Source organism: Terrimonas sp. (assembly GCF_003075435.1).
GTDB lineage: Bacteria > Bacteroidota > Bacteroidia > Chitinophagales > Chitinophagaceae > Agriterribacter.
On record NZ_QCZJ01000015.1, the window covers coordinates 1 to 19,867 of the forward strand.

15 protein-coding genes and 1 CRISPR repeat array are annotated in these 19,867 nt (G+C 39.0%); of the genes, 7 read left to right on the forward strand and 8 right to left on the reverse strand.

Annotated elements, in window-relative coordinates; translation table 11 throughout:
• Positions 1–148 precede the first annotated feature (148 nt).
• Positions 149–3,039: a CRISPR direct-repeat array (repeat unit 47 nt; unit sequence GTTGTAAAAGAACTAAGCTACTTAATAATTTGAAAGCAATTCACAAC).
• 107 nt (positions 3,040–3,146) lie between these two features.
• Positions 3,147–4,958 carry a translational GTPase TypA gene (gene typA / locus DC498_RS15905; RefSeq protein WP_116875174.1) on the reverse strand — a complete coding sequence of 604 codons (1,812 nt, stop codon included), beginning with the start codon at positions 4,956–4,958 and terminating at the stop codon, positions 3,147–3,149.
• Between the two features lie 276 nt (positions 4,959–5,234).
• Between typA and DC498_RS15910 the strand changes: the two genes are divergently transcribed.
• The 5 genes from DC498_RS15910 to gloA2 all read left to right on the forward strand — a co-directional run bounded on the left by DC498_RS15910 (position 5,235) and on the right by gloA2 (position 8,763).
• On the forward strand, positions 5,235–5,789 hold the full coding sequence (locus DC498_RS15910) for a hypothetical protein (RefSeq protein ID WP_116875175.1): 555 nt from the start codon (positions 5,235–5,237) through the stop codon (positions 5,787–5,789).
• Between the two features lie 32 nt (positions 5,790–5,821).
• Complete coding sequence (locus DC498_RS26005) at positions 5,822–6,031, forward strand: hypothetical protein (protein WP_133176871.1); 210 nt, start codon at positions 5,822–5,824, stop codon at positions 6,029–6,031.
• 216 nt (positions 6,032–6,247) lie between these two features.
• Complete coding sequence (lepB, locus tag DC498_RS15920) at positions 6,248–6,928, forward strand: signal peptidase I (RefSeq protein ID WP_116875176.1); 681 nt, start codon at positions 6,248–6,250, stop codon at positions 6,926–6,928.
• A gap of 88 nt (positions 6,929–7,016) precedes the next feature.
• Positions 7,017–8,144, forward strand: a complete 1,128-nt coding sequence (locus DC498_RS15925; RefSeq protein WP_206197644.1) for a ThuA domain-containing protein — start codon at positions 7,017–7,019, stop codon at positions 8,142–8,144.
• Between the two features lie 217 nt (positions 8,145–8,361).
• Positions 8,362–8,763, forward strand: a complete 402-nt coding sequence (gloA2, locus tag DC498_RS15930; protein ID WP_116875178.1) for an SMU1112c/YaeR family gloxylase I-like metalloprotein — start codon at positions 8,362–8,364, stop codon at positions 8,761–8,763.
• Between the two features lie 61 nt (positions 8,764–8,824).
• On the opposite strand, the gene fabF is transcribed toward gloA2, so the two are convergent.
• On the reverse strand, positions 8,825–10,069 hold the full coding sequence (fabF, locus tag DC498_RS15935; protein ID WP_116875179.1) for a beta-ketoacyl-ACP synthase II: 1,245 nt from the start codon (positions 10,067–10,069) through the stop codon (positions 8,825–8,827).
• 116 nt (positions 10,070–10,185) lie between these two features.
• On the opposite strand from fabF, the gene DC498_RS15940 reads away from it, so the two are divergent.
• Positions 10,186–10,731: a hypothetical protein gene (locus DC498_RS15940; RefSeq protein ID WP_116875180.1), complete on the forward strand. Its 546-nt coding sequence runs from the start codon at positions 10,186–10,188 to the stop codon at positions 10,729–10,731.
• Between the two features lie 109 nt (positions 10,732–10,840).
• Positions 10,841–12,025: a dipeptidase gene (locus DC498_RS15945; RefSeq protein ID WP_116875181.1), complete on the forward strand. Its 1,185-nt coding sequence runs from the start codon at positions 10,841–10,843 to the stop codon at positions 12,023–12,025.
• Between the two features lie 45 nt (positions 12,026–12,070).
• Here DC498_RS15945 and DC498_RS15950 read toward each other — a convergent pair whose 3' ends face one another.
• The 6 genes from DC498_RS15950 to DC498_RS15975 form a co-directional block, all read right to left on the reverse strand.
• Entirely contained in the window at positions 12,071–12,691 is a 621-nt protein-coding gene (locus DC498_RS15950) for an L-threonylcarbamoyladenylate synthase (protein ID WP_116875182.1), read from the reverse strand.
• A 69-nt stretch (positions 12,692–12,760) separates the two neighbouring features.
• A complete protein-coding gene (locus DC498_RS15955) occupies positions 12,761–13,792 on the reverse strand; it encodes a radical SAM/SPASM domain-containing protein (protein WP_116875183.1) in 1,032 nt (343 codons plus the stop codon).
• Between the two features lie 137 nt (positions 13,793–13,929).
• Entirely contained in the window at positions 13,930–14,946 is a 1,017-nt protein-coding gene (locus tag DC498_RS15960; RefSeq protein WP_165813863.1) for a phosphatase PAP2 family protein, read from the reverse strand.
• A 160-nt stretch (positions 14,947–15,106) separates the two neighbouring features.
• A complete protein-coding gene (locus tag DC498_RS15965; RefSeq protein ID WP_116875185.1) occupies positions 15,107–17,620 on the reverse strand; it encodes a glycoside hydrolase family 9 protein in 2,514 nt (837 codons plus the stop codon).
• Positions 17,621–17,649: 29 nt separating this feature from the next.
• The gene (locus DC498_RS15970; RefSeq protein WP_116875186.1) at positions 17,650–18,897 is read right to left on the reverse strand and encodes a serine hydrolase; all 1,248 of its coding nucleotides are present in this window, start codon (positions 18,895–18,897) and stop codon (positions 17,650–17,652) included.
• An 81-nt stretch (positions 18,898–18,978) separates the two neighbouring features.
• Positions 18,979–19,818: a sugar phosphate isomerase/epimerase family protein gene (locus DC498_RS15975; RefSeq protein WP_116875187.1), complete on the reverse strand. Its 840-nt coding sequence runs from the start codon at positions 19,816–19,818 to the stop codon at positions 18,979–18,981.
• Positions 19,819–19,867 lie beyond the last annotated feature (49 nt).

Consider the following 19,867-nt stretch of genomic DNA (forward strand, 5'->3'; position numbering starts at 1 on the left):
GAAAAAAATCTCTCAACTCTTAATACTCATCCGTATTTTTATCACCTCATTTAGCTCTTACTCATAGTATCGCAACCGGAGTGGGTCAACATGCAAGAACAATGGGTCAACATCTCAGGAATTTACATCAGAGTATCTGATCGTGACAGTTGTAAAAGAACTAAGCTACTTAATAATTTGAAAGCAATTCACAACTCGAATGCGGTAACTAATATACGACCAGATGTTGTAAAAGAACTAAGCTACTTAATAATTTGAAAGCAATTCACAACCCGCACATTAGATCTTACTGAACGGCAGGAGTTGTAAAAGAACTAAGCTACTTAATAATTTGAAAGCAATTCACAACAAAAAGGTGGATGAAAAACAATGCAGACAGGTTGTAAAAGAACTAAGCTACTTAATAATTTGAAAGCAATTCACAACAACCGTAAATGATGGGATACGTGCTTTTGGGTTGTAAAAGAACTAAGCTACTTAATAATTTGAAAGCAATTCACAACCGTTGCGGAAGGAGGTGAAACGTCTGTAAGTTGTAAAAGAACTAAGCTACTTAATAATTTGAAAGCAATTCACAACCACTTACCGCTACAGGAACATAAAAATACCGTTGTAAAAGAACTAAGCTACTTAATAATTTGAAAGCAATTCACAACTGTAACGGGGCTGGAAATAATCCCTATAATGTTGTAAAAGAACTAAGCTACTTAATAATTTGAAAGCAATTCACAACTCCGTAACTTAGATTATGAACCAGGAAGAAGTTGTAAAAGAACTAAGCTACTTAATAATTTGAAAGCAATTCACAACTACGCGCCTGATGCTATTTACCACCCTTCAGTTGTAAAAGAACTAAGCTACTTAATAATTTGAAAGCAATTCACAACCAGGCGGATATGAACAAGTTTTGACAATTCGTTGTAAAAGAACTAAGCTACTTAATAATTTGAAAGCAATTCACAACACGTTAGGATGTATGATGGCGCAGGAGGTCGTTGTAAAAGAACTAAGCTACTTAATAATTTGAAAGCAATTCACAACCTGACAAGTACGGATTTAAAGCTTTTAAAAGTTGTAAAAGAACTAAGCTACTTAATAATTTGAAAGCAATTCACAACTCCGGCGATGATATATTCTTTAAAGGCGTCGTTGTAAAAGAACTAAGCTACTTAATAATTTGAAAGCAATTCACAACGCATCGGCGCACGTTTTAAGGTCGAGTATCGTTGTAAAAGAACTAAGCTACTTAATAATTTGAAAGCAATTCACAACTTTCAGTTGGAGTGTAAACTATTCCGGGGCGTTGTAAAAGAACTAAGCTACTTAATAATTTGAAAGCAATTCACAACAGGAAGCAATCAGAAGATCCTTGACATGGGTTGTAAAAGAACTAAGCTACTTAATAATTTGAAAGCAATTCACAACTATTGGAGGTGTGACTACGTTAGCGGGAACGTTGTAAAAGAACTAAGCTACTTAATAATTTGAAAGCAATTCACAACATACGGAATAGTAACATCTAAAGTACTCAAGTTGTAAAAGAACTAAGCTACTTAATAATTTGAAAGCAATTCACAACTACGGCTAATCAGGTTAAAGCTATTGAGGGTTGTAAAAGAACTAAGCTACTTAATAATTTGAAAGCAATTCACAACGGTTGGATTGGGCGCCTTTAGTTGGAGCGTGTTGTAAAAGAACTAAGCTACTTAATAATTTGAAAGCAATTCACAACCACACACTTACTTATACCGCAGGATACACAGTTGTAAAAGAACTAAGCTACTTAATAATTTGAAAGCAATTCACAACGTTGTGAAGTTGTTCTGCTGAATTAGCACAGTTGTAAAAGAACTAAGCTACTTAATAATTTGAAAGCAATTCACAACATACCGCCACTGATTCAAGCAACACAAAATGTTGTAAAAGAACTAAGCTACTTAATAATTTGAAAGCAATTCACAACTTTCAATGCGTAAACCTTCCGACTTAGGTTGTTGTAAAAGAACTAAGCTACTTAATAATTTGAAAGCAATTCACAACCAGCACAAACGATAACAACTGTTACCGTGTGTTGTAAAAGAACTAAGCTACTTAATAATTTGAAAGCAATTCACAACTTAAAAGCCAAAACATAGTTATATGCTGTAGTTGTAAAAGAACTAAGCTACTTAATAATTTGAAAGCAATTCACAACCATAAACCTGCAATGCTTTTTCAGTCAGACGTTGTAAAAGAACTAAGCTACTTAATAATTTGAAAGCAATTCACAACATAGCTGCCGGCAGGCTTAGGGATTCACAAGTTGTAAAAGAACTAAGCTACTTAATAATTTGAAAGCAATTCACAACACCTCACCTTGTACAATTACTGATCCGCTGGTTGTAAAAGAACTAAGCTACTTAATAATTTGAAAGCAATTCACAACGGCATTTGAGAACACCCGCTAAATGGGGGAGTTGTAAAAGAACTAAGCTACTTAATAATTTGAAAGCAATTCACAACGCTGTTGTGAAGTCAATGGTTAACTGCATGTTGTAAAAGAACTAAGCTACTTAATAATTTGAAAGCAATTCACAACTGGTTGGCGTTGGGTTGTAGTAGCTAAGCAGTTGTAAAAGAACTAAGCTACTTAATAATTTGAAAGCAATTCACAACAGAAAACAAATTGCGAACTACGGGTAAAAGTTGTAAAAGAACTAAGCTACTTAATAATTTGAAAGCAATTCACAACTCTTCTGTGCCGTGCATGTAATAGCCTATCGTTGTAAAAGAACTAAGCTACTTAATAATTTGAAAGCAATTCACAACTAAATGTAGCGGCTTCATACAAATGACAACGTTGTAAAAGAACTAAGCTACTTAATAATTTGAAAGCAATTCACAACAGTGGTAGCTCGGAGGGCAACATTGACTAAGTTGTAAAAGAACTAAGCTACTTAATAATTTGAAAGCAATTCACAACTGTGGGATTTTGTGCAGTATTGTAGGGATGGTTGTAAAAGAACTAAGCTACTTAATAATTTGAAAGCAATTCACAAAACTACTTGAATTACTGTCGGCTATTTCCCAGTTGTAAGAAAAACATAAAGGCTGATCTTTCGGAATCAGCCTTTATTCAATTCAATTCAATATACTGCTTGGCATAATTATGCTTCCTGGGCGCTCATTTGTTTGGATTGTTTTTTGCGCTCTTCCTCATTCAGTATCAGTTTACGCATACGAATAAAATTAGGTGTTACCTCAATACATTCGTCAAACTGAATATATTCCATGCACTCTTCAAGCGTCATCAATGTTTTTGGTGCAATGCGTGTTGCATCATCGCTACCACTGGCGCGGTGGTTGGTTAATTTTTTCCCTTCCGTAGCATTTACTACCAGGTCGCCTGGTTTAATATGCTCTGCAATAATTTGACCGGCATATACTTCTTCTCCCGGATCTACAAAAAAGGTTCCGCGATCCTGCAATTTATCTATGGAGTAACCTGTAGTTTTTTCCTGGTTCTTTGAAAGCAATACCCCATTATTTCTGCCGGGAATCGGGCCTTTCCATGGCTTATACTCATTAAAGCGGTGAGCCATTACAGCTTCGCCGGTTGTTGCAGTAAGCATTTGTGTACGCAACCCGATCAACCCACGGGAAGGAATATCAAATTCCAGGTGCTGCATACTACCCTTGGTTTCCATCACCAGCATTTCACCTTTACGGCGCGATACCAGGTCGATAACCTTACTTGCAAATTCTTCAGGCACATCAACAACCAGTGTTTCGTAGGGTTCGCACTTTTTACCATCTATCGTTTTTACAATTACCTGCGGCTGGCCTACAGTTAACTCATATCCTTCCCTGCGCATGGTTTCAATCAATATACCCAGGTGTAAAATACCGCGGCCATACACCATAAAGCTATCCCCGTTATCAGTATCAAATACCCTCAATGCCAGGTTTTTTTCTGTTTCCTTCATCAACCTGTCGCGCAGGTGACGGCTGGTAACAAATTTTCCGTCTCTGCCATAAAAAGGAGAATTGTTGATGCTGAACAACATATTCATTGTAGGCTCATCCACGCTTATTACAGGCAATGCCTCCGGAACCTCTGCATCAGCAATAGTATCGCCGATATTAAAATCTTCCAATCCCACTACCGCGCAAATATCACCGGCTATAACCTCCGTAACTTTTTTCTTGCCCAGCGATTCAAAAATATATAATTCTTTTACCCTTGATTTTTTTATAGTACCGTCTGCCTGAACCAAAGCAATTGGTTGGTTTTCTTTGATGCTGCCACGGGTTACTTTACCCACGGCTATACGCCCAAGAAAGGAAGAGTAATCCAGTGAAGTGATCTGCATTTGCAGCGGGCCCTCATTTACTTTTGGCTCGGGTACATATTTAAGAATACCATCAAGTAATGGTGTAATATCTTCACTGGGCGTAAGCGAATCATTGAACCAGCCGTTTTTACCAGAACCGTAGAACGTTGGAAAATCGAGCTGCTCTTCTGTAGCATCCAGGTTAAAAAACAGTTCAAACACGGCGTCATGCACTTCATCCGGGCGGCAGTTAGGCTTATCAACCTTATTAATAATTACAATAGGTTTCAGGTTCAGTTGCAAAGCTTTCTGCAACACAAAACGGGTTTGCGGCATCGGACCTTCAAAAGCATCTACCAGCAATAGCACTCCATCGGCCATTTTCAATACCCTTTCTACCTCTCCGCCAAAATCGGCGTGCCCCGGTGTATCAATCACATTAATTTTCACATCCTTAAATACAACAGATGCGTTTTTACTGAAGATTGTTATCCCCCTTTCCCGCTCAAGGTCATTGCTGTCCATGATCAGTTCACCGCTTTCCTGATTGGCGCGGAATACATTGGTTTGATGTAAGATCTTGTCAACCAATGTGGTTTTACCGTGGTCAACGTGTGCAATAATGGCGATATTTCTAATCTGCATTGTTATTTCTTTAACTTCAATTTTAGTGCGGCAGCAATGCTTTTGGATGAATATGGGCAATTTGCCCAAATTTAAGCGTGCAAAGGTAATACAAATATGCCAGCGAAGCAACCGTTTGAGAAACTTAATTATTTTATGATATTGATGGAAGTTTCCGCATCATATAGCAGCATTTAAACCCTATGAGCCTTTACCCTGAAAACTTAGCCGCTCATAAGTTAAATGTGTTGTTATTTTTAACATTAGTAGCCAAACAATGCTTAATTTTAGCTTGTTATGTGTAACCTGAAACGAACTACTATAGTTATCGCAATATTATTCTCCGCTTTATACCTGGAAGCGCAAACGTATGTGCCTGCAGGTATCGGTTACCGCAGTCCGTACGCTGTTGCCAACAATGTGCTCAATGCTGAGGTGAATCCCTCCAAAAAATGGTTTGTGAGCAGGTATAGCATGGTATCGGCAGGATATAGTTTTTTCAGGGGCGGCAGCTTTAATTATATATCTGCTCCTATTGGTTTACAACTTAACAGGAAACTGAATAATAATGTATATGCTTTTGCAGGTATATCGGTTAATCCTACATACATAAATTTTAATCAACCCTTGCCACTTACCGGAACCAGCAATGGCCTTTACGGCAACAGTACGTATGGCTCAAATAGCTTTGGTATATACCCAAGGGCTGAATTGGGACTTATGTATGTGAATGATGAAAAAACATTTTCTATATCAGGCAGCATAAGCGTTCAAAGAGGAGGCTACACGGTTTTTCCTCATCAGCAGTTTAATACACAACAACACAATACTGTTATCAGACCTAATAATTAATCCCGGTCACCATTTATTTCAACCGGTTTTTCATGGCACTCCATATTTTTTATAAAGCCGGACCCATATCCCTGGTTGGGTATTCCCTGTTCACTCCGGGTTGTATTGTGCATCGCACTTTTCATCCGCACCGCCCATGCAGTATTTCAAACAAATACTGTATTTTGAAAATAAACCACAAACGTTATACTATGGATCTCTTTAAAAAAAACGACAGGAGTACAATGCTTACTTACCTGTAATACTATTCTCCATGCCCGGCATAAATACAAGCTAGTTTGGAGTGATGAATTCAATAAGGATAGCGTACAGGATGCTTCCAAATGGAATTATGAGAAAAGTTTTGTGCGTAATGAAGAGCACCAATGGTATCAACCAGAAAATGCTTTTGTAAAAAAGGGTTATTGCAAGAAGGGAACAAAATATATAATGTATCTTGTTTTCATTAAGAATTAATAATGAATTCCGGCAAAAAAATACTCATCGGCTTTTGTATAATTATTTTGCTTTTATGGATAGCCGGACGACTAACTAATGCCATCCAGTTCTTTGCTTTATCTGCTTCATCCAATGAACCAACTTTAAAAAGAGGGAGCTATATTTTTTCTTCAAATCTCGCGAAGCCAAAACTCCTGGATTTTATCTGTTTTCATTATAATACTCAGGAGTTGGGAAATCAAATATGGATATTCCGTTTATGTGGAACAGAAGGAGACAACATTGAAATTAAAAATGGTGTGTTATTTTTAAATGGAAAAAATGTAGATGCAGGTCTAACTTTGAATCACACTTTTATTATGAGTAATAAAGATTTTAATGTTTTACAAGATAAATTCAATCCTGACCCTGAGCAATATTATCAAATAGCTGCAGATAGCTTCTACTTTTTTACAAATGAAAAGTTTTTAAAGGAACTTAATATAACCGGAAGAAAACTCATTGATAAAAAAGGGACTGAAAATGCTGATGTAGAAAATATCTGGCAAAAAAAATGGAATAAAGACAATTTTGGTCCTGTTACTGTTCCTCCCGGCAAATATTTTGTACTTGGAGATAATAGAGATAATGCCCAGGATTCACGTTATATTGGATTCATTAACAAAGATGATTTTGCAGGCACGGTATTAGGGAAGAAATAACTGCTTGCTTTTTCTAATATTTTCATCTTCTTTACACTTCTGTCACTTATCTTTAAAGTTCCCTATTTTTATTTTCAATCTACAAATTATGATGAAAATTCTTTGCTCAACGATTTGCTTCAGCGTTATCATTTTTATATTCGGCTTTTCAGGTAAAAAACAAATGGCTGATATTGAAAGTACTCCTGCGATCGCTAAAGCAGATTCAGCAACATCTGTTAATGAAGATATTGATAAATATCGTGTTGTATACAAAGGAACATCCGGCGTTGGGCTGGGGAAAAATATTGTATTCATCGCCAGCGATCATGAATATCGCTCGGAAGAATCGCTGCCTGCCCTGGCAAGAATTCTTGCCAAACGTTATGGGTTTACCTGTACGGTAATATGGGCATTGGATGATAAGGGGTATATATTGCCGGGCAGTTCTAACCTGCGTGGGCTTGATGTGCTGGATAAAGCAGACCTGATGGTGATCTTTACCCGCTTTTCCGATTTCACAGATGAAGAAATGCAGCATATTGATAACTACCTGAAACGTGGCGGACCGGTAGTAGGATTCAGAACTGCTACACATGCTTTCCATATTAAAAATCATCCCAATTGGGCACACTATGATTTTGCATATAACGGACCTGTGAAAGAATGGAACAAAGGCTTTGGCAAAATTGTATTGGGAGAAACCTGGGTTGACCATTATGGAACCAATCACAAACAGGCAACCAAATTAGTGATTGATGATGCGCAGAAAGAACACCCTGTAATGCGTGGTGTAAAAAATCCCTGGGCTCAGAGCGGCGCCTATCTGGTTCATCCTGAAAAGATGAATGCAACAGTACTTGCCCGTTGTGAAGTATTAAATGGCATGACACCTGATTCTCCTGTTGATACTACTAAAAAGCCATTGGCTGCAGCGTGGGTGCGTACCTACCAGCTACCTGGAGGGAAAAGCGGGCGTGCATTTGCCACTGTACATGGCGCATCAGAAGATTTGTTGAGCAAGGATTTTCGCCGTATGACAATCAACGCTATTTTTTGGGCAGCAGGGATGGAAGACAAAATAAAAGCGAATAGTAATATTGATTTTGTTGGTCCATATAAACCAACCACTTTTAATTTTGACGGCTACAAAGCCAATGTAAAACCATCAGACCTTGCAGGCTGGAACTCGTTGATTATGCCTGGAGAAATGGTGAAAATAAAGAAAGATAAATAGTGAATGATTGAGTTGTATAACGGTCATATACAGATGTCCGCATCAGGAAAATTATTTTCATTTATACCTTTGCCACTCTATATCTTATCCGGGAATACTATTAGCTCTTATAATTAACCATTAAGACATTAAGAAAATTAAGTAAAAAGCCTTAATGACCCTTAACTTCTTAATGGTTTTCAAAACACATATTGGTTTCTGCTAATAAATACCTTTCATGTCTTTATTAAGATCTATCCATCACATCGCAATCATCTGCTCGGATTATGAGCGTTCCAAACATTTTTATACAAAAATACTTGAACTGAAAATTGTAAGAGAAGTATTTCGGGAAGAAAGACGATCCTATAAACTTGATCTTGCCTTGAATGATCAATATATTGTTGAACTTTTTTCTTTTCCAGAACCACCACCGCGTCCATCAAAACCGGAAAGCTGCGGATTGAGACACCTTGCATTCCAGGTAGGAAGTGTGGAAGACACAAAAAAGATACTGGAACAAAAGGGCATAACCGTAGAACCTATACGAATTGATGCATTCACCGGCAAAAAGTTCACTTTTTTCGCCGATCCTGATGGATTGCCATTGGAAATATATGAAGCGGAAGTTATCGGCTAACAGGTATCAGCAGCCAGCCAATACCTGACCGCTGATACCTGATGGCTAACGGCTGACCGTTCTACACCTTTTTAAACACAGATGTTGCCGTATGCCCGCCGAAACCGAATGTATTGTTTACAACATAGTTTACCGGCTTTTGCACAGATTCATCAATAACAATATTCATACCCTCAGGTATTTTTTCATCAAGCTCGGTTGTGTTAATTGTTGCAGGAATAATATTGTTTTTAATAGATAAAACGCTGATGATACTTTCAATGGCACCTGCGCCACCCAGTAAATGCCCTGTCATTGATTTGGTAGCACTAACGGCAACGGGTAGTTGTCCGAAAACTTTTTTTATGCCCTGGAGCTCACCGATATCTCCGAGGCCTGTTGAAGTAGCATGCGCATTGATATAATCAATTTTATCAGGAGTAATTTTTGCATCTGCCAGGGCTTTGCTTATGCCCAATGAAGCGCCAAGTCCATCCGGAGGGGTGCCGGTTAAATGATAGGCATCTGCCGCCATGCCGCCGCCAATCAATTCCGCGTAAATATTTGCACCTCTTTTTACGGCATGTTCCCATTCTTCCAGTATAAGCGCAGCGCCACCCTCACCAATAACAAAACCATCGCGGGTTTTATCAAAAGGACGTGAGGCCGTAAGATAATGTTCATTGTTTTTTGATAATGCCTGTGCTGCTCCGAAACCACCTACTGAAGCAGGCGTAATACCGGCCTCGGAACCACCTGCAACCATAATGGTTGCCTTACCCAAACGTATAGTATCAAATGCACTGATGATGCCGGTATTGGAAGATGCGCAGGCAGATACAGTACAATAATTCGGGCCGTGCAGCTTATGCCGTATTGATATCACTCCTGCCGCTATATCCACAATCATTTTTGGAATGAAAAAAGGATTGAATCTCGGCGTGCCATCACCCATATAATATTCTTTTACCTGCTCTTCAAAAGTAGCCATACCCCCATTGCCAGACGCCCAGATAACCCCAACCTCGTAACGTTCACTTTCAGGCATATTTACAAAATCCAATCCTGAATCTTTTATTGCCTGGTCGCTTGCAGCAATGGCGTATTGCGTAAACAAGTCATATTTCTTAAGCTCTTTTTTATCTATATATGCTTCTGCATTAAAATCTTTTACCTCGCAGGCAAAACGTGTTTTAAATTTTGAAGCATCAAACTTTGTGATGGGACCGGCGCCGCTTTTTCCTGAAATTATATTTTGCCAGAAACTATTTACTGAATTTCCCAGCGGGCTTATAACTCCAAGTCCTGTAATAGCTACTCTTTTCATTGATATGTTTTTATACGGCTGCAATAATATTCCTAAATAATGTATCCACCAATTTATGCTGGCCGCCGGTATCAAAAAAAATTCTATCTTGACCTCTTCATTGAAATATAATTGTTATGGAACAAACGGTATTAGGTATAGGAACAAGACTGCAGCACACGCAATTTGGCCCCGGCGTAATAGTGGGAGTTAAATATGCAACCTATATAATTTCGTTTATACACCACGGTATAAAAGAGATTGATAAAACAGACCAGCAGCTTGATGAAATAATTGCCGAAAATGTAAGCGCCGAGATAGAAACGGTTTCGGATACGGAAAAATCTTTGCTGAAAATTTTGCGTTTATGGGGAGGCATTACGGAAAATGTTCCTTTAGGCGACAGGTGGATAGGCGGCGCAATGGTATTGCAGCCTTCTGATCCCTCATTAAAACCCAAAGAAGTGCCGATTGATGTTTTCTTTCACAAAATAGTAATGCTGCGCGACAGGATAAGGGTGCTTGAACAACAAATTAATGCCCACAAAAAATTGACTGATGAAGACAAGGTGAACCTGCAGCAGTATATTACAAGGATATATGGTTCGCTTACTACATTTAATGTGTTGTTCAAAAATAAGGAGCAATGGTTTATTGGTGAGAAAGGAAGTAAAGAAGATTAATAATATAATCGTGAGAGGTAAAACGAGAAAGGTGAAATGAGCTTTCACATTTCACGACTGTCCTCTCTCTTCTCACATAACCCCTATTGATTAAAATAATGCTGTAATTATGAGACTGTATATCTGTATCGCTGTTTGTTGTATTACACTATTTGCAAAGGCACAAAACTATAAAACTGTGCATAAGCAGGCCATAGTGGTAGATACACATAACGATATCCTTTCTACTTCAGTTGAAAAAAAGCTGAAGATTGATGGAAACCTGCTTGGAAGAACGCATTCGGATATAGAGAGGTTTAAAAAAGGAGGGATTGATGTTCAGGTATTTTCCATTTTCTGTGATGAAACTTTTGGCAAAGGCACGGCTTTTAGGTTTGCCAACCGGGAAATAGATTCATTATATACTATTGCAGCAAGAAATCCCGGCAGAGTGATGATGGTTTCTACACCTGCAGAATTGGAGCAGGCTGTTGAACAAGAAAAACTGGCTTGCATGATTGGCGTGGAAGGCGGGCATATGATAGAAGACCGGCTGGATTATCTTGACAGCTTATTTAAAAGGGGAGCAAGATATCTTACACTCACCTGGAATAATTCTACTGACTGGGCAACTTCTGCAAAAGATGAAAGCGCAGCACAGAAAGCAGGCAAACCATTGCCGCATGCAGGACTGAATGATTTTGGCAAAACTGTTGTGAAAAAAATGAATGATTTAGGAATGATGGTTGATCTCTCCCATGTAGGCGTTCAAACATTTTGGGATGCTATACAAACCACCTCAAAGCCGGTTATTCTTTCTCACAGTAGTGTATACAAATTATGCCCCGTACCAAGAAATGTAACAGATGAACAAATAAAAGCTGTTGCTAAAAACGGCGGTGTAATACAGGTGAATTTTTATTCAGGATTTTTAGACAGTAATTATCTTAACAGGCGAAAAGCGCTTTTTGCGAGTCACCGTGCTGAAATGGATTCTTTAAAGAACCTGAATAAAGGAGAGTATGAAATAGGCGACTGGCTTGCGCAGAAGTACAGAAAAGATATGGAAAAGATCCGTCCTCCGTTTTCTTCCATTATTGATCATATAGATTATATAGTAAAGCTGGTTGGGGTTGATTATGTAGGCATTGGTGCAGATATGGATGGCGTTGAATCATTACCCAAAGACATAAATGGCATTCAGGATTTTCCGAAGATCACGAAGGCATTGCTTGCAAAAGGATATTCGGTAGATGACGTTAATAAGATTATGGGAGGAAATTTCATCCGGGTGTTTAAGGCGAACAGTAAATAGCTGATAGCTTTCAGTCGTCAGCAATGGGCAGCAAGGGCATACTTATCACTTGCTACTTTCATCTTCCCATTCTCCCAATCCTTTTCTGGTAAGTATTGGCTCATCCCCGGTACAATCAATGATGGTTGAAGGAGTCATTCCGCCTATACCGCCATCAATAACAATATCTACCAGCTTATTAAAATTCGCTTCCATCAATTCGGGGTCAGTATATTCCTCAACCATTTCACCTGGTAAAGTTGTACTTAATATCGGGTGTCCTAATTCTTTCACAATTGTTCTTGCAATAGTGTTATCAGGCACTCTTATACCAACTGTATTTTTTTTGCTTTTTAAAATTTTAGGAACTTCTTTGCTGGAAGGCAGGATAAAAGTATAAGGGCCTGGCAAATGATTTTTCAATAACCGATATAAAGAGGTTGATATACTTTTTGTGTATGTACTTAAATCACTGAGGTCGTAGCACACAAAAGAAAAGTTAGCCTTATCCGGATTGATATTTTTTATTCGTGCAATACGTTCAATGGCTTTGTGCTGGAAGATATCACAACCCAAACCATATAGGGTATCGGTAGGATAAATGATTATGCCACCCGATTGCAAACATTCAACAATCGTTTTTATTTGCCTGGGTTGCGGATCAACAGGATGTAGGTGTAAAAGCATGCATTGTTTTTGTGAATGAGTGAACAGGCAATAATCATTAGTGAATTGGTTTTCCGCCAAGCTTGATCTTTAGTCATTCCACACCTTTGTGCCTTCACTGCAATTGGCGCAGATATCGATGTTTTTTCTGCTTTCCATTAGCTCACGGCGGAATTGTTTATAATTATCGTTATGCCATATTTCTTTAAAAGATTGCATTTTCAGGTTACCGAGCCTGTGCATCGCATCTTTATCAAAGCAACAGGGCACTACCATCCCATCCCATGTAATTACATTTGCGTGCCAAAGTTTCCAGCAATGATTATTTAATTTATTTTTTACAGCATATTCACCCGTACTGTTTTTCCGGTAGCGGCTGTATTTATCAATAGTAGGAATAAGATTATTCGGGTCATTCTCATAATCATACACCTGCGCGGTTTTAAACCATACATCATCCACACCTATTTCCTTTGCCAGTTGCTTTACTTCTTCCACCTGGTGCTCATTAGGTTTTACCACTAAAAACTGAAATATGATAAACGGTGTTTTACTCCTAAGCGCTTTTTTCCATTTTACAATTTTCGTTGCCCCTTCCAGCACTTTGTCGAGCCTCCCACCTCTCCTGTATTGCTGGTACACCTCCTGTGTTGTGCCGTCAATAGAAATGATCAGCCTGTCGAGCCCGCTTTCCACTGTTTTTTTTGCATTAATATCATTCAGGTAATGTGCGTTGGTTGATGTAGCCGTATATATTTTTTTATCCGCGGCATAGCGTACCATATCTAAAAAATCCGGGTTCAGGTATGGCTCCCCCTGGAAATAGAAAATAAGATATAGCAACTCTTTATGTATATCATCAATAGTTTGCCGGAAAAAATCTTTCTTCAGCATACCGGTAGGCCGTGAAAAGCTCCTTAACCCACTCGGGCATTCGGGGCAGCGCAGGTTACAGGATGTTGTTGGCTCAAATGAAATAGAAACAGGATAACCCCATTGCACCGGTTTATTTCGCCAACGGCTGATATGGTAGCTGCCAAAAACTTTTGCCGCATTCCACGCACGACGCACAGTAAACTTGGATAATAAATTCAGACTATCAGTATAATTGAACCGGGGCATACTGTAAAGATAGCCCTAATCTGAAAAGATGATAAGGAAATATAAACACAGAGAGAAACAGCACTTTCAAAATTACAGTTTGGGAAAGCAAAGGCAATCAATAAATTTAGTATCCGGATATCTGCAAGAACAGGCAGTTAAAAGGAAGCATGCAGGTTAACTCCTACACCTGAGAAGGATATAGAGGGAATAATACTATACTCAATCCTGGGTTTCTTTTTGGAACTCAACCGTTGTATTTTTTCTGACCGCCTTTTTTCCAGGCGTCTTGTGCCCATTACCACACCATGCCCGATAACCGTACCCAGTAATCCACCGGCCACCATGTCGCTTACCCAATGCTGGTGAGCTCTGAGGCTCGAAAGAAAAACAATGGTTACAGCACTATAAGGTATCCAGTAATTATTAAACTCCATTGCTAACACCTTCGCAACAGCATAATAAGCAGTAGCATGAAAAGAAGGGAAAGATGTTGCATATCCTCCACCTTCGAAACGTATCGGTCGAAAATTAAAAAAATCATATGGATTTCTGCTGAATTCTTCTCCAAGGGGGTCATTGGGATTACTCAAAGTCAGATCAGGTCTTTGCCGGGCAAATATTGATTTTGCAACTATTTGGGTAATGATGTAAGAATAGGCCATCGCCTTAAAGGAATTAAGTGAAGCACGTTGACCTGTTTTATAATTAGCTGCCAGAGAACCGGCATATAATGCACCCAAAGGATATGCCAAATACAAGTCAATGCCATATAACAAATTAACTCCTTTGATAAGTTTTACACTCGGCAGACTTGGAAGTTTATAGTCAATATACTTCTCTACAACATCCTGATGAAAGCGGGTAACCGGCTTGTCTGCCAGAATTAAAAGCCCTACACCAGCAGTATAGGCGACAGATCTTTTCCAATGAACTGATACTTCTTTACCCATTTCCGAAAAATCGCCTGGCACACTTAACGCCAAATCTCTGAATACCTTTCCGGCTGTTTTAAAATGATTATCTTTTACAGTTACATTATCCGGCACCGGTTTAACAATGCCTGAATCGGATATAGCTGCAGAAACTGTATCCGTAATTTGAGCAAACCCAACCTGATATACACATAAAAAACAACCGGTCAACGCCATAGCTTTGAAAATTCTCAAAATCATAATAAACATTTTAATAAAAACCTTTTTTGAGCAAGGGAATGGGATATAGCTTTACAGCAACCGGATATTCATACAACAAATTAGAGGCAACAATCTGAATTTTAGTATGTTCTGTTTTACTAAGATACAATAAAAACCACTGAAAAAACTTTCTTCATAATCAAAGATTAAGCAATCCTTCAATTGTAACCAATGCGTATTTTTTTCTTTTAAGATAACTGATCAGTTCCGGCAGCCTGTAATACATCTTATCCGTTCTTTTACTATCTGTGCCTATATGAAGTAATAATATAAATCCATTCAACCCTGAGACATGTGTTTGTTCGTACCGGAGAATAGACTGAAAAATGGTGTCTGATGAGCGATAGTTTTTCATCTCAGGTGTTGTATAATCCGCGTTGCTTAATGTACCGGTCGTAAAGTTGATGAGCTGACTGCCAAAGTGATTTGTCCACACGGCTATACTGTCGTTATACCATTCATACGGGGGCATAAAATAATATGCATCTGTTGGTTTAATACCAAAAGAAGACATCGCTTCATAATTCTGCCCCAGGTCATTTGCAAAAATTTCTTGGGTCACCAGCAGGCTGTCTCTCTTTGTCCAGTCGCAATACAGTATATGTTTATCTGAATGAGGTCCTAAATAATGCCCGTTGGATTTTAATGTACGGATCATATTTTTAAATGCAGGGTTACGGTAAAAATTCCCTGTTAAGAAAAATGACGCGCTGACATTTTCCTGCTTCAATACATCTGCAATGTAAAAGCCGCCATCTGCAAACTCGTCGCCTGTAAAAACCAACGCTATTTTCTTTTGAGTGCTGTCGCCTTTTATCACCGCGCCATGATCATAAGTAAATGCATTGGCAACAACCGGGGGTTTGGCATTTACTGGTTTAGTGGCGACTTTTTTTTTACTTCCTTCTGCCTCCTTTGCCGCCAGCAGGTATATTAATGTTGCCGTGCCGTCCATGGTTGGTTCGTTGGTACTGAAATCGCCGGCATCATCATGATATACTGCAAGGTCGCTTTGAAATTCCGCGTATTCATCGGCATCATACAAAGTAATACCTATTAAATTATTGAAGATGCTTCCTTTTACAGGACCATCCACCAATCCACCATCTGTTGGGTACTTACCAATTTTCAACAAAGAAGCATGAGGGTCAACAGGCGTATCGCCCCGGGATGGTAACCCATATACCATGCTTGTGCCCCAGGGATTACAACCAAACAGCCAATCAAAGTTTGCCTGTTCAAGAGACGCATAGGTATCATCGCCACTCATTTGCCTGTACCAGTAACATTGTATAGCAAATGCTGTAGTAAAATTATTGCTGCACCATATAAAAGGGATTCCCCGGTAAAAAGCATTTTGTTCTGCTCTTTTCCAAATGATCTCAATACCTTGTTTGTAGAAGTTTATCAATGCCTGTTTCTCTTTGCCACTTATTTTTTTTGAAAGCTCATAATGCCCCGCATTAATAAAAGGATACCATTGGTAATGTGCCGCTGTATCATCAATAAACCATTGTGTAACAGGTTCCTTTTGTGCCAGTTCAAAGGCATAATTGAGTTTGCTGTTGTCTTTAAGCATTGCCCCTGCCAGCTCCATATCATCCATCCAGTTTTCTTCACCATATATATAAGGCGCTTTTACAGAAGCGGTTTGTGTGTAGCCCGGCTTTTTTAAACCATAGGCAAATGCCGTAATGGCTTTTTGTGAAAGTAAAGAGGCAAATGACGCATCCTGCCGCCCATAGATTTCAGCGCCGAGTGAAAATGCACTGCTGAATTTTCCGGCAGTAGAAGATGTGCCTTTGGTAGTATTCATATATTTTCCCCTGATCTGCGGTTCGCCGCTTACAAAATATACAGGCCGTTCATAACCGCGGCCATATAATCGTTCATTTTGCGGCAAACGGAACCCAACATGATCCCTGTCGTCGCCAACCTGGTTAAACATCCAGTCGTCTTTGGGATGCATTTTCAACAGCCAGTCCAGGCCCCAGCGTACTTCATCCAATATATCAGGAATTTTATTTGCACCTTCGAGTCCGTTAGCAGCATACCCATCATTAAAAACACCGGGAAAATCGCGGTAAGCTGCCAGCATTTGATAAGTAGCATTAGCGGATGTGGTAACATATTGCAGGTAATCAGTTGCATCGTGCCAGCCACCTGCAACATTAATAAAGCTGCTGTCGGGCATTGGCCCGTACAGCGTGTAGCCATCACTGGTATGACAACTGTCTTTAATCGTTGGATTATACTTGCTGCGCTGCTGTCGCATATAGCGCAAACAAAAATCCGCGGAGCCTTTATAAACATCTTCGCCAATTTCAAACACAGGAGATTTTGCCTTACCTGCTTTTAAATAATATTTGCCGGGCTTTATGAAAGAAGAAAAATTTAACCGCACAGTTTCTGAAAACGGACCGTAAGTGCCGGATGATTTGCCTGTGGTTGCACTATATACCGCTTTACCGGATTGATCATCAATAAGCTGCCATTTTTTATTATCCAGCTTTTCACTTTTGGTGCACCATACCGCCACTTTAATGCCATTGGGTTTATAGCCAAGTTGATTGATGCGTATCCAGCTATCCTGGGCAAAGGCTGTATTCAATAGCAAAAGAAATATAAAGAACAGGTAAGATTGTTTATGCATTAATTGATTTGTTTAACTGGATATCTGAATTATTTATACCTCATTACAAATGCATCGGGCTTTGGCTTGTATTTTCTCTCCCTTTTCAATTCATAATCGTATATAATATTTCCCACTTCTTTAAAAAAGGGATAACCGGTTTCTTCATACTCATATTTATCATCATTCAGCACTCCATCGCTGTTTACATAAATATTCCCGGTGAGCATAAATTCTATATTGTTTTTAAAATCTACTATATAAGCTATATCCGTCAAAAAGCCATAGCTCCAACCTGTTTTATTAAATACTCTTATATATTCCGGTATTTTTTGTTTGCCTGCCCTGAACCAGAAAAACTTTGTATAGCTGTCAAAAAATTCTGTGGTATCATACTTAGGATACGCACTCTCAAAAGGCAGTTCAGACATATACTGAAACAAAAAAGCATAATCATCTTCGGTTAGCCCAAACCGTTGTTTTGCCGGTGTGTATTGATGAAACAAAACGGATTGCATGATCTGCTGCAGATCTTCCAACGGCGCATTATTGTGCGTGGTAAAATCCATAGGTGCGGCAATAAAATTTTCATCCCTGTCGTAATGCGCATTGCCAACCAATACTTTTTTACTGAAGTCAAAGTTCACATCACTGTATGCACCAGGCTGCCGGTAAATCAAATTGCCTTTATCATCCAGGAAGCGTACAGGATTGGTATGCCTGTTTTCTTCAGGTGTGGCTCTCACAAAGCGGCGTGTAAGCCTGAAGTCCTTATAGCCCATTTGCCATAGTCTTTCATTAACAGTTTTTTGTCCCACAAATTCATACAGCCTGTTATAAGCATCATTATCACTTACCAAAAATATTTTCCGGATGTATTGCGCTACTGAAGGCATTCCATTTTCCGAGCTGCTGTCGGCAGTAACGGTAGTCTGCCCGTTATACGCACTGTCGGCAAGCATGGTAGTGAATTTATTTATACCGGCTTTGTTCATGGTATTCAGCTTTTCGAGCGCTAGAAAAGCAACCGGCATTTTAACCGTGGATGCCGGGTTGAAATATTGATCCCTGTTCACATTCAGGTAATAATGTTTAAAAGAGGGCTTATTGTTTTTATCCCGGTTTATTTGTGTATATATCAGCTGGTAATGAAAGGTATCCGGGTTATTTAAGATATCATCGAGCAGTGGAGACGCTTTTTCACGCAGAAGCCTTTCGAGCCATATATCATTTTTAACCTGTGCATTCATCATGGAACTGTATAATAATACCGAAATAAGAAATAACGATTTAACCATGATGAAAAGATACGAAGCATTTTATAATTTACTCAAAGCCGCTCCTCCCCCACTGCTGTTATGCCTGGTATGAAAAGATGACTATTTCACCGTTTTAAGAAAAGCTAAACTTTGTGGCACCTGTTCCATTGAACGGGATGATTCATCTTCAATAAAATAATGTTTTACTCCAAGCTTTTTTGCAACTCTCATTATTTCAGCAATACCAACATCACCCGCGCCGAGCACAACGTTTGTTTCTACATCCGCATGCCCTTTCTGATTGCCTTCTGTTCCCGGCAATCTGTCTTTTAAATGCATAAGTGGAAACCGGTTCGGATATTTTTTTAGCAAGGCCACAGGATCATACCCGGGATGTTTTACCCAAAACACATCCATTTCAAAATTGGCGTATGCAGGGTTCATATGCTTTGCCATATAATCAAAAATAGTCCCGTTTTCATAGGGAAGGAATTCATAACCATGTGCATGATAACAAAGACTGATGCCATTCTCTTTTAAAATTCTGCCTGCCTTGTTAAATACTTCCACCGCGTTTTTAGCATCCTCAATCGTAAAACTTTCACCATGAGGTATCCACGCAACCATTACATATTTTGCACCATATGTTTTAGCTGTTTCAACTGCTTTATCCGGATTTTCACTCAACTGCCTAAAATCCGCGCCAACGCTTACAACTTTAAGATCATGCTTTTTTAATAACGCTTTAAAATCAGCCACGGGCATACCATAGCTGTCTCCTCCTTCTACTTCTTTAATACCCATAGCCGCTATCTTTTCCAGTGTTCCGGGTACATCTGTTTTAAACTGGTTTCTGAAACTATATAGCTGAACGCCGATGGTTTGCGCAAGTGCAGGAATGGTCAATACAATTAATGAGAGGAATAATATGGCGCGTTTTTTAAAGATATTATATGACATATCGTGCGTATTGTGGTGGTGAGTTAATAATATTGAAGATAAAATATTT

What these genes read in the sequence shown, in the direction of transcription:
- typA (WP_116875174.1), bottom strand. Translation starts at nt 4,958, where the DNA reads ATGCAGATTAGAAATATCGCCATTATTGCACACGTTGACCACGGTAAA.
- DC498_RS15910 (WP_116875175.1), top strand. Translation starts at nt 5,235, where the DNA reads ATGTGTAACCTGAAACGAACTACTATAGTTATCGCAATATTATTCTCC.
- DC498_RS26005 (WP_133176871.1), top strand. Translation starts at nt 5,822, where the DNA reads ATGGCACTCCATATTTTTTATAAAGCCGGACCCATATCCCTGGTTGGG.
- lepB (WP_116875176.1), top strand. Translation starts at nt 6,248, where the DNA reads ATGAATTCCGGCAAAAAAATACTCATCGGCTTTTGTATAATTATTTTG.
- DC498_RS15925 (WP_206197644.1), top strand. Translation starts at nt 7,017, where the DNA reads ATGATGAAAATTCTTTGCTCAACGATTTGCTTCAGCGTTATCATTTTT.
- gloA2 (WP_116875178.1), top strand. Translation starts at nt 8,362, where the DNA reads ATGTCTTTATTAAGATCTATCCATCACATCGCAATCATCTGCTCGGAT.
- fabF (WP_116875179.1), bottom strand. Translation starts at nt 10,069, where the DNA reads ATGAAAAGAGTAGCTATTACAGGACTTGGAGTTATAAGCCCGCTGGGA.
- DC498_RS15940 (WP_116875180.1), top strand. Translation starts at nt 10,186, where the DNA reads ATGGAACAAACGGTATTAGGTATAGGAACAAGACTGCAGCACACGCAA.
- DC498_RS15945 (WP_116875181.1), top strand. Translation starts at nt 10,841, where the DNA reads ATGAGACTGTATATCTGTATCGCTGTTTGTTGTATTACACTATTTGCA.
- DC498_RS15950 (WP_116875182.1), bottom strand. Translation starts at nt 12,691, where the DNA reads ATGCTTTTACACCTACATCCTGTTGATCCGCAACCCAGGCAAATAAAA.
- DC498_RS15955 (WP_116875183.1), bottom strand. Translation starts at nt 13,792, where the DNA reads ATGCCCCGGTTCAATTATACTGATAGTCTGAATTTATTATCCAAGTTT.
- DC498_RS15960 (WP_165813863.1), bottom strand. Translation starts at nt 14,946, where the DNA reads ATGATTTTGAGAATTTTCAAAGCTATGGCGTTGACCGGTTGTTTTTTA.
- DC498_RS15965 (WP_116875185.1), bottom strand. Translation starts at nt 17,620, where the DNA reads ATGCATAAACAATCTTACCTGTTCTTTATATTTCTTTTGCTATTGAAT.
- DC498_RS15970 (WP_116875186.1), bottom strand. Translation starts at nt 18,897, where the DNA reads ATGGTTAAATCGTTATTTCTTATTTCGGTATTATTATACAGTTCCATG.
- DC498_RS15975 (WP_116875187.1), bottom strand. Translation starts at nt 19,818, where the DNA reads ATGTCATATAATATCTTTAAAAAACGCGCCATATTATTCCTCTCATTA.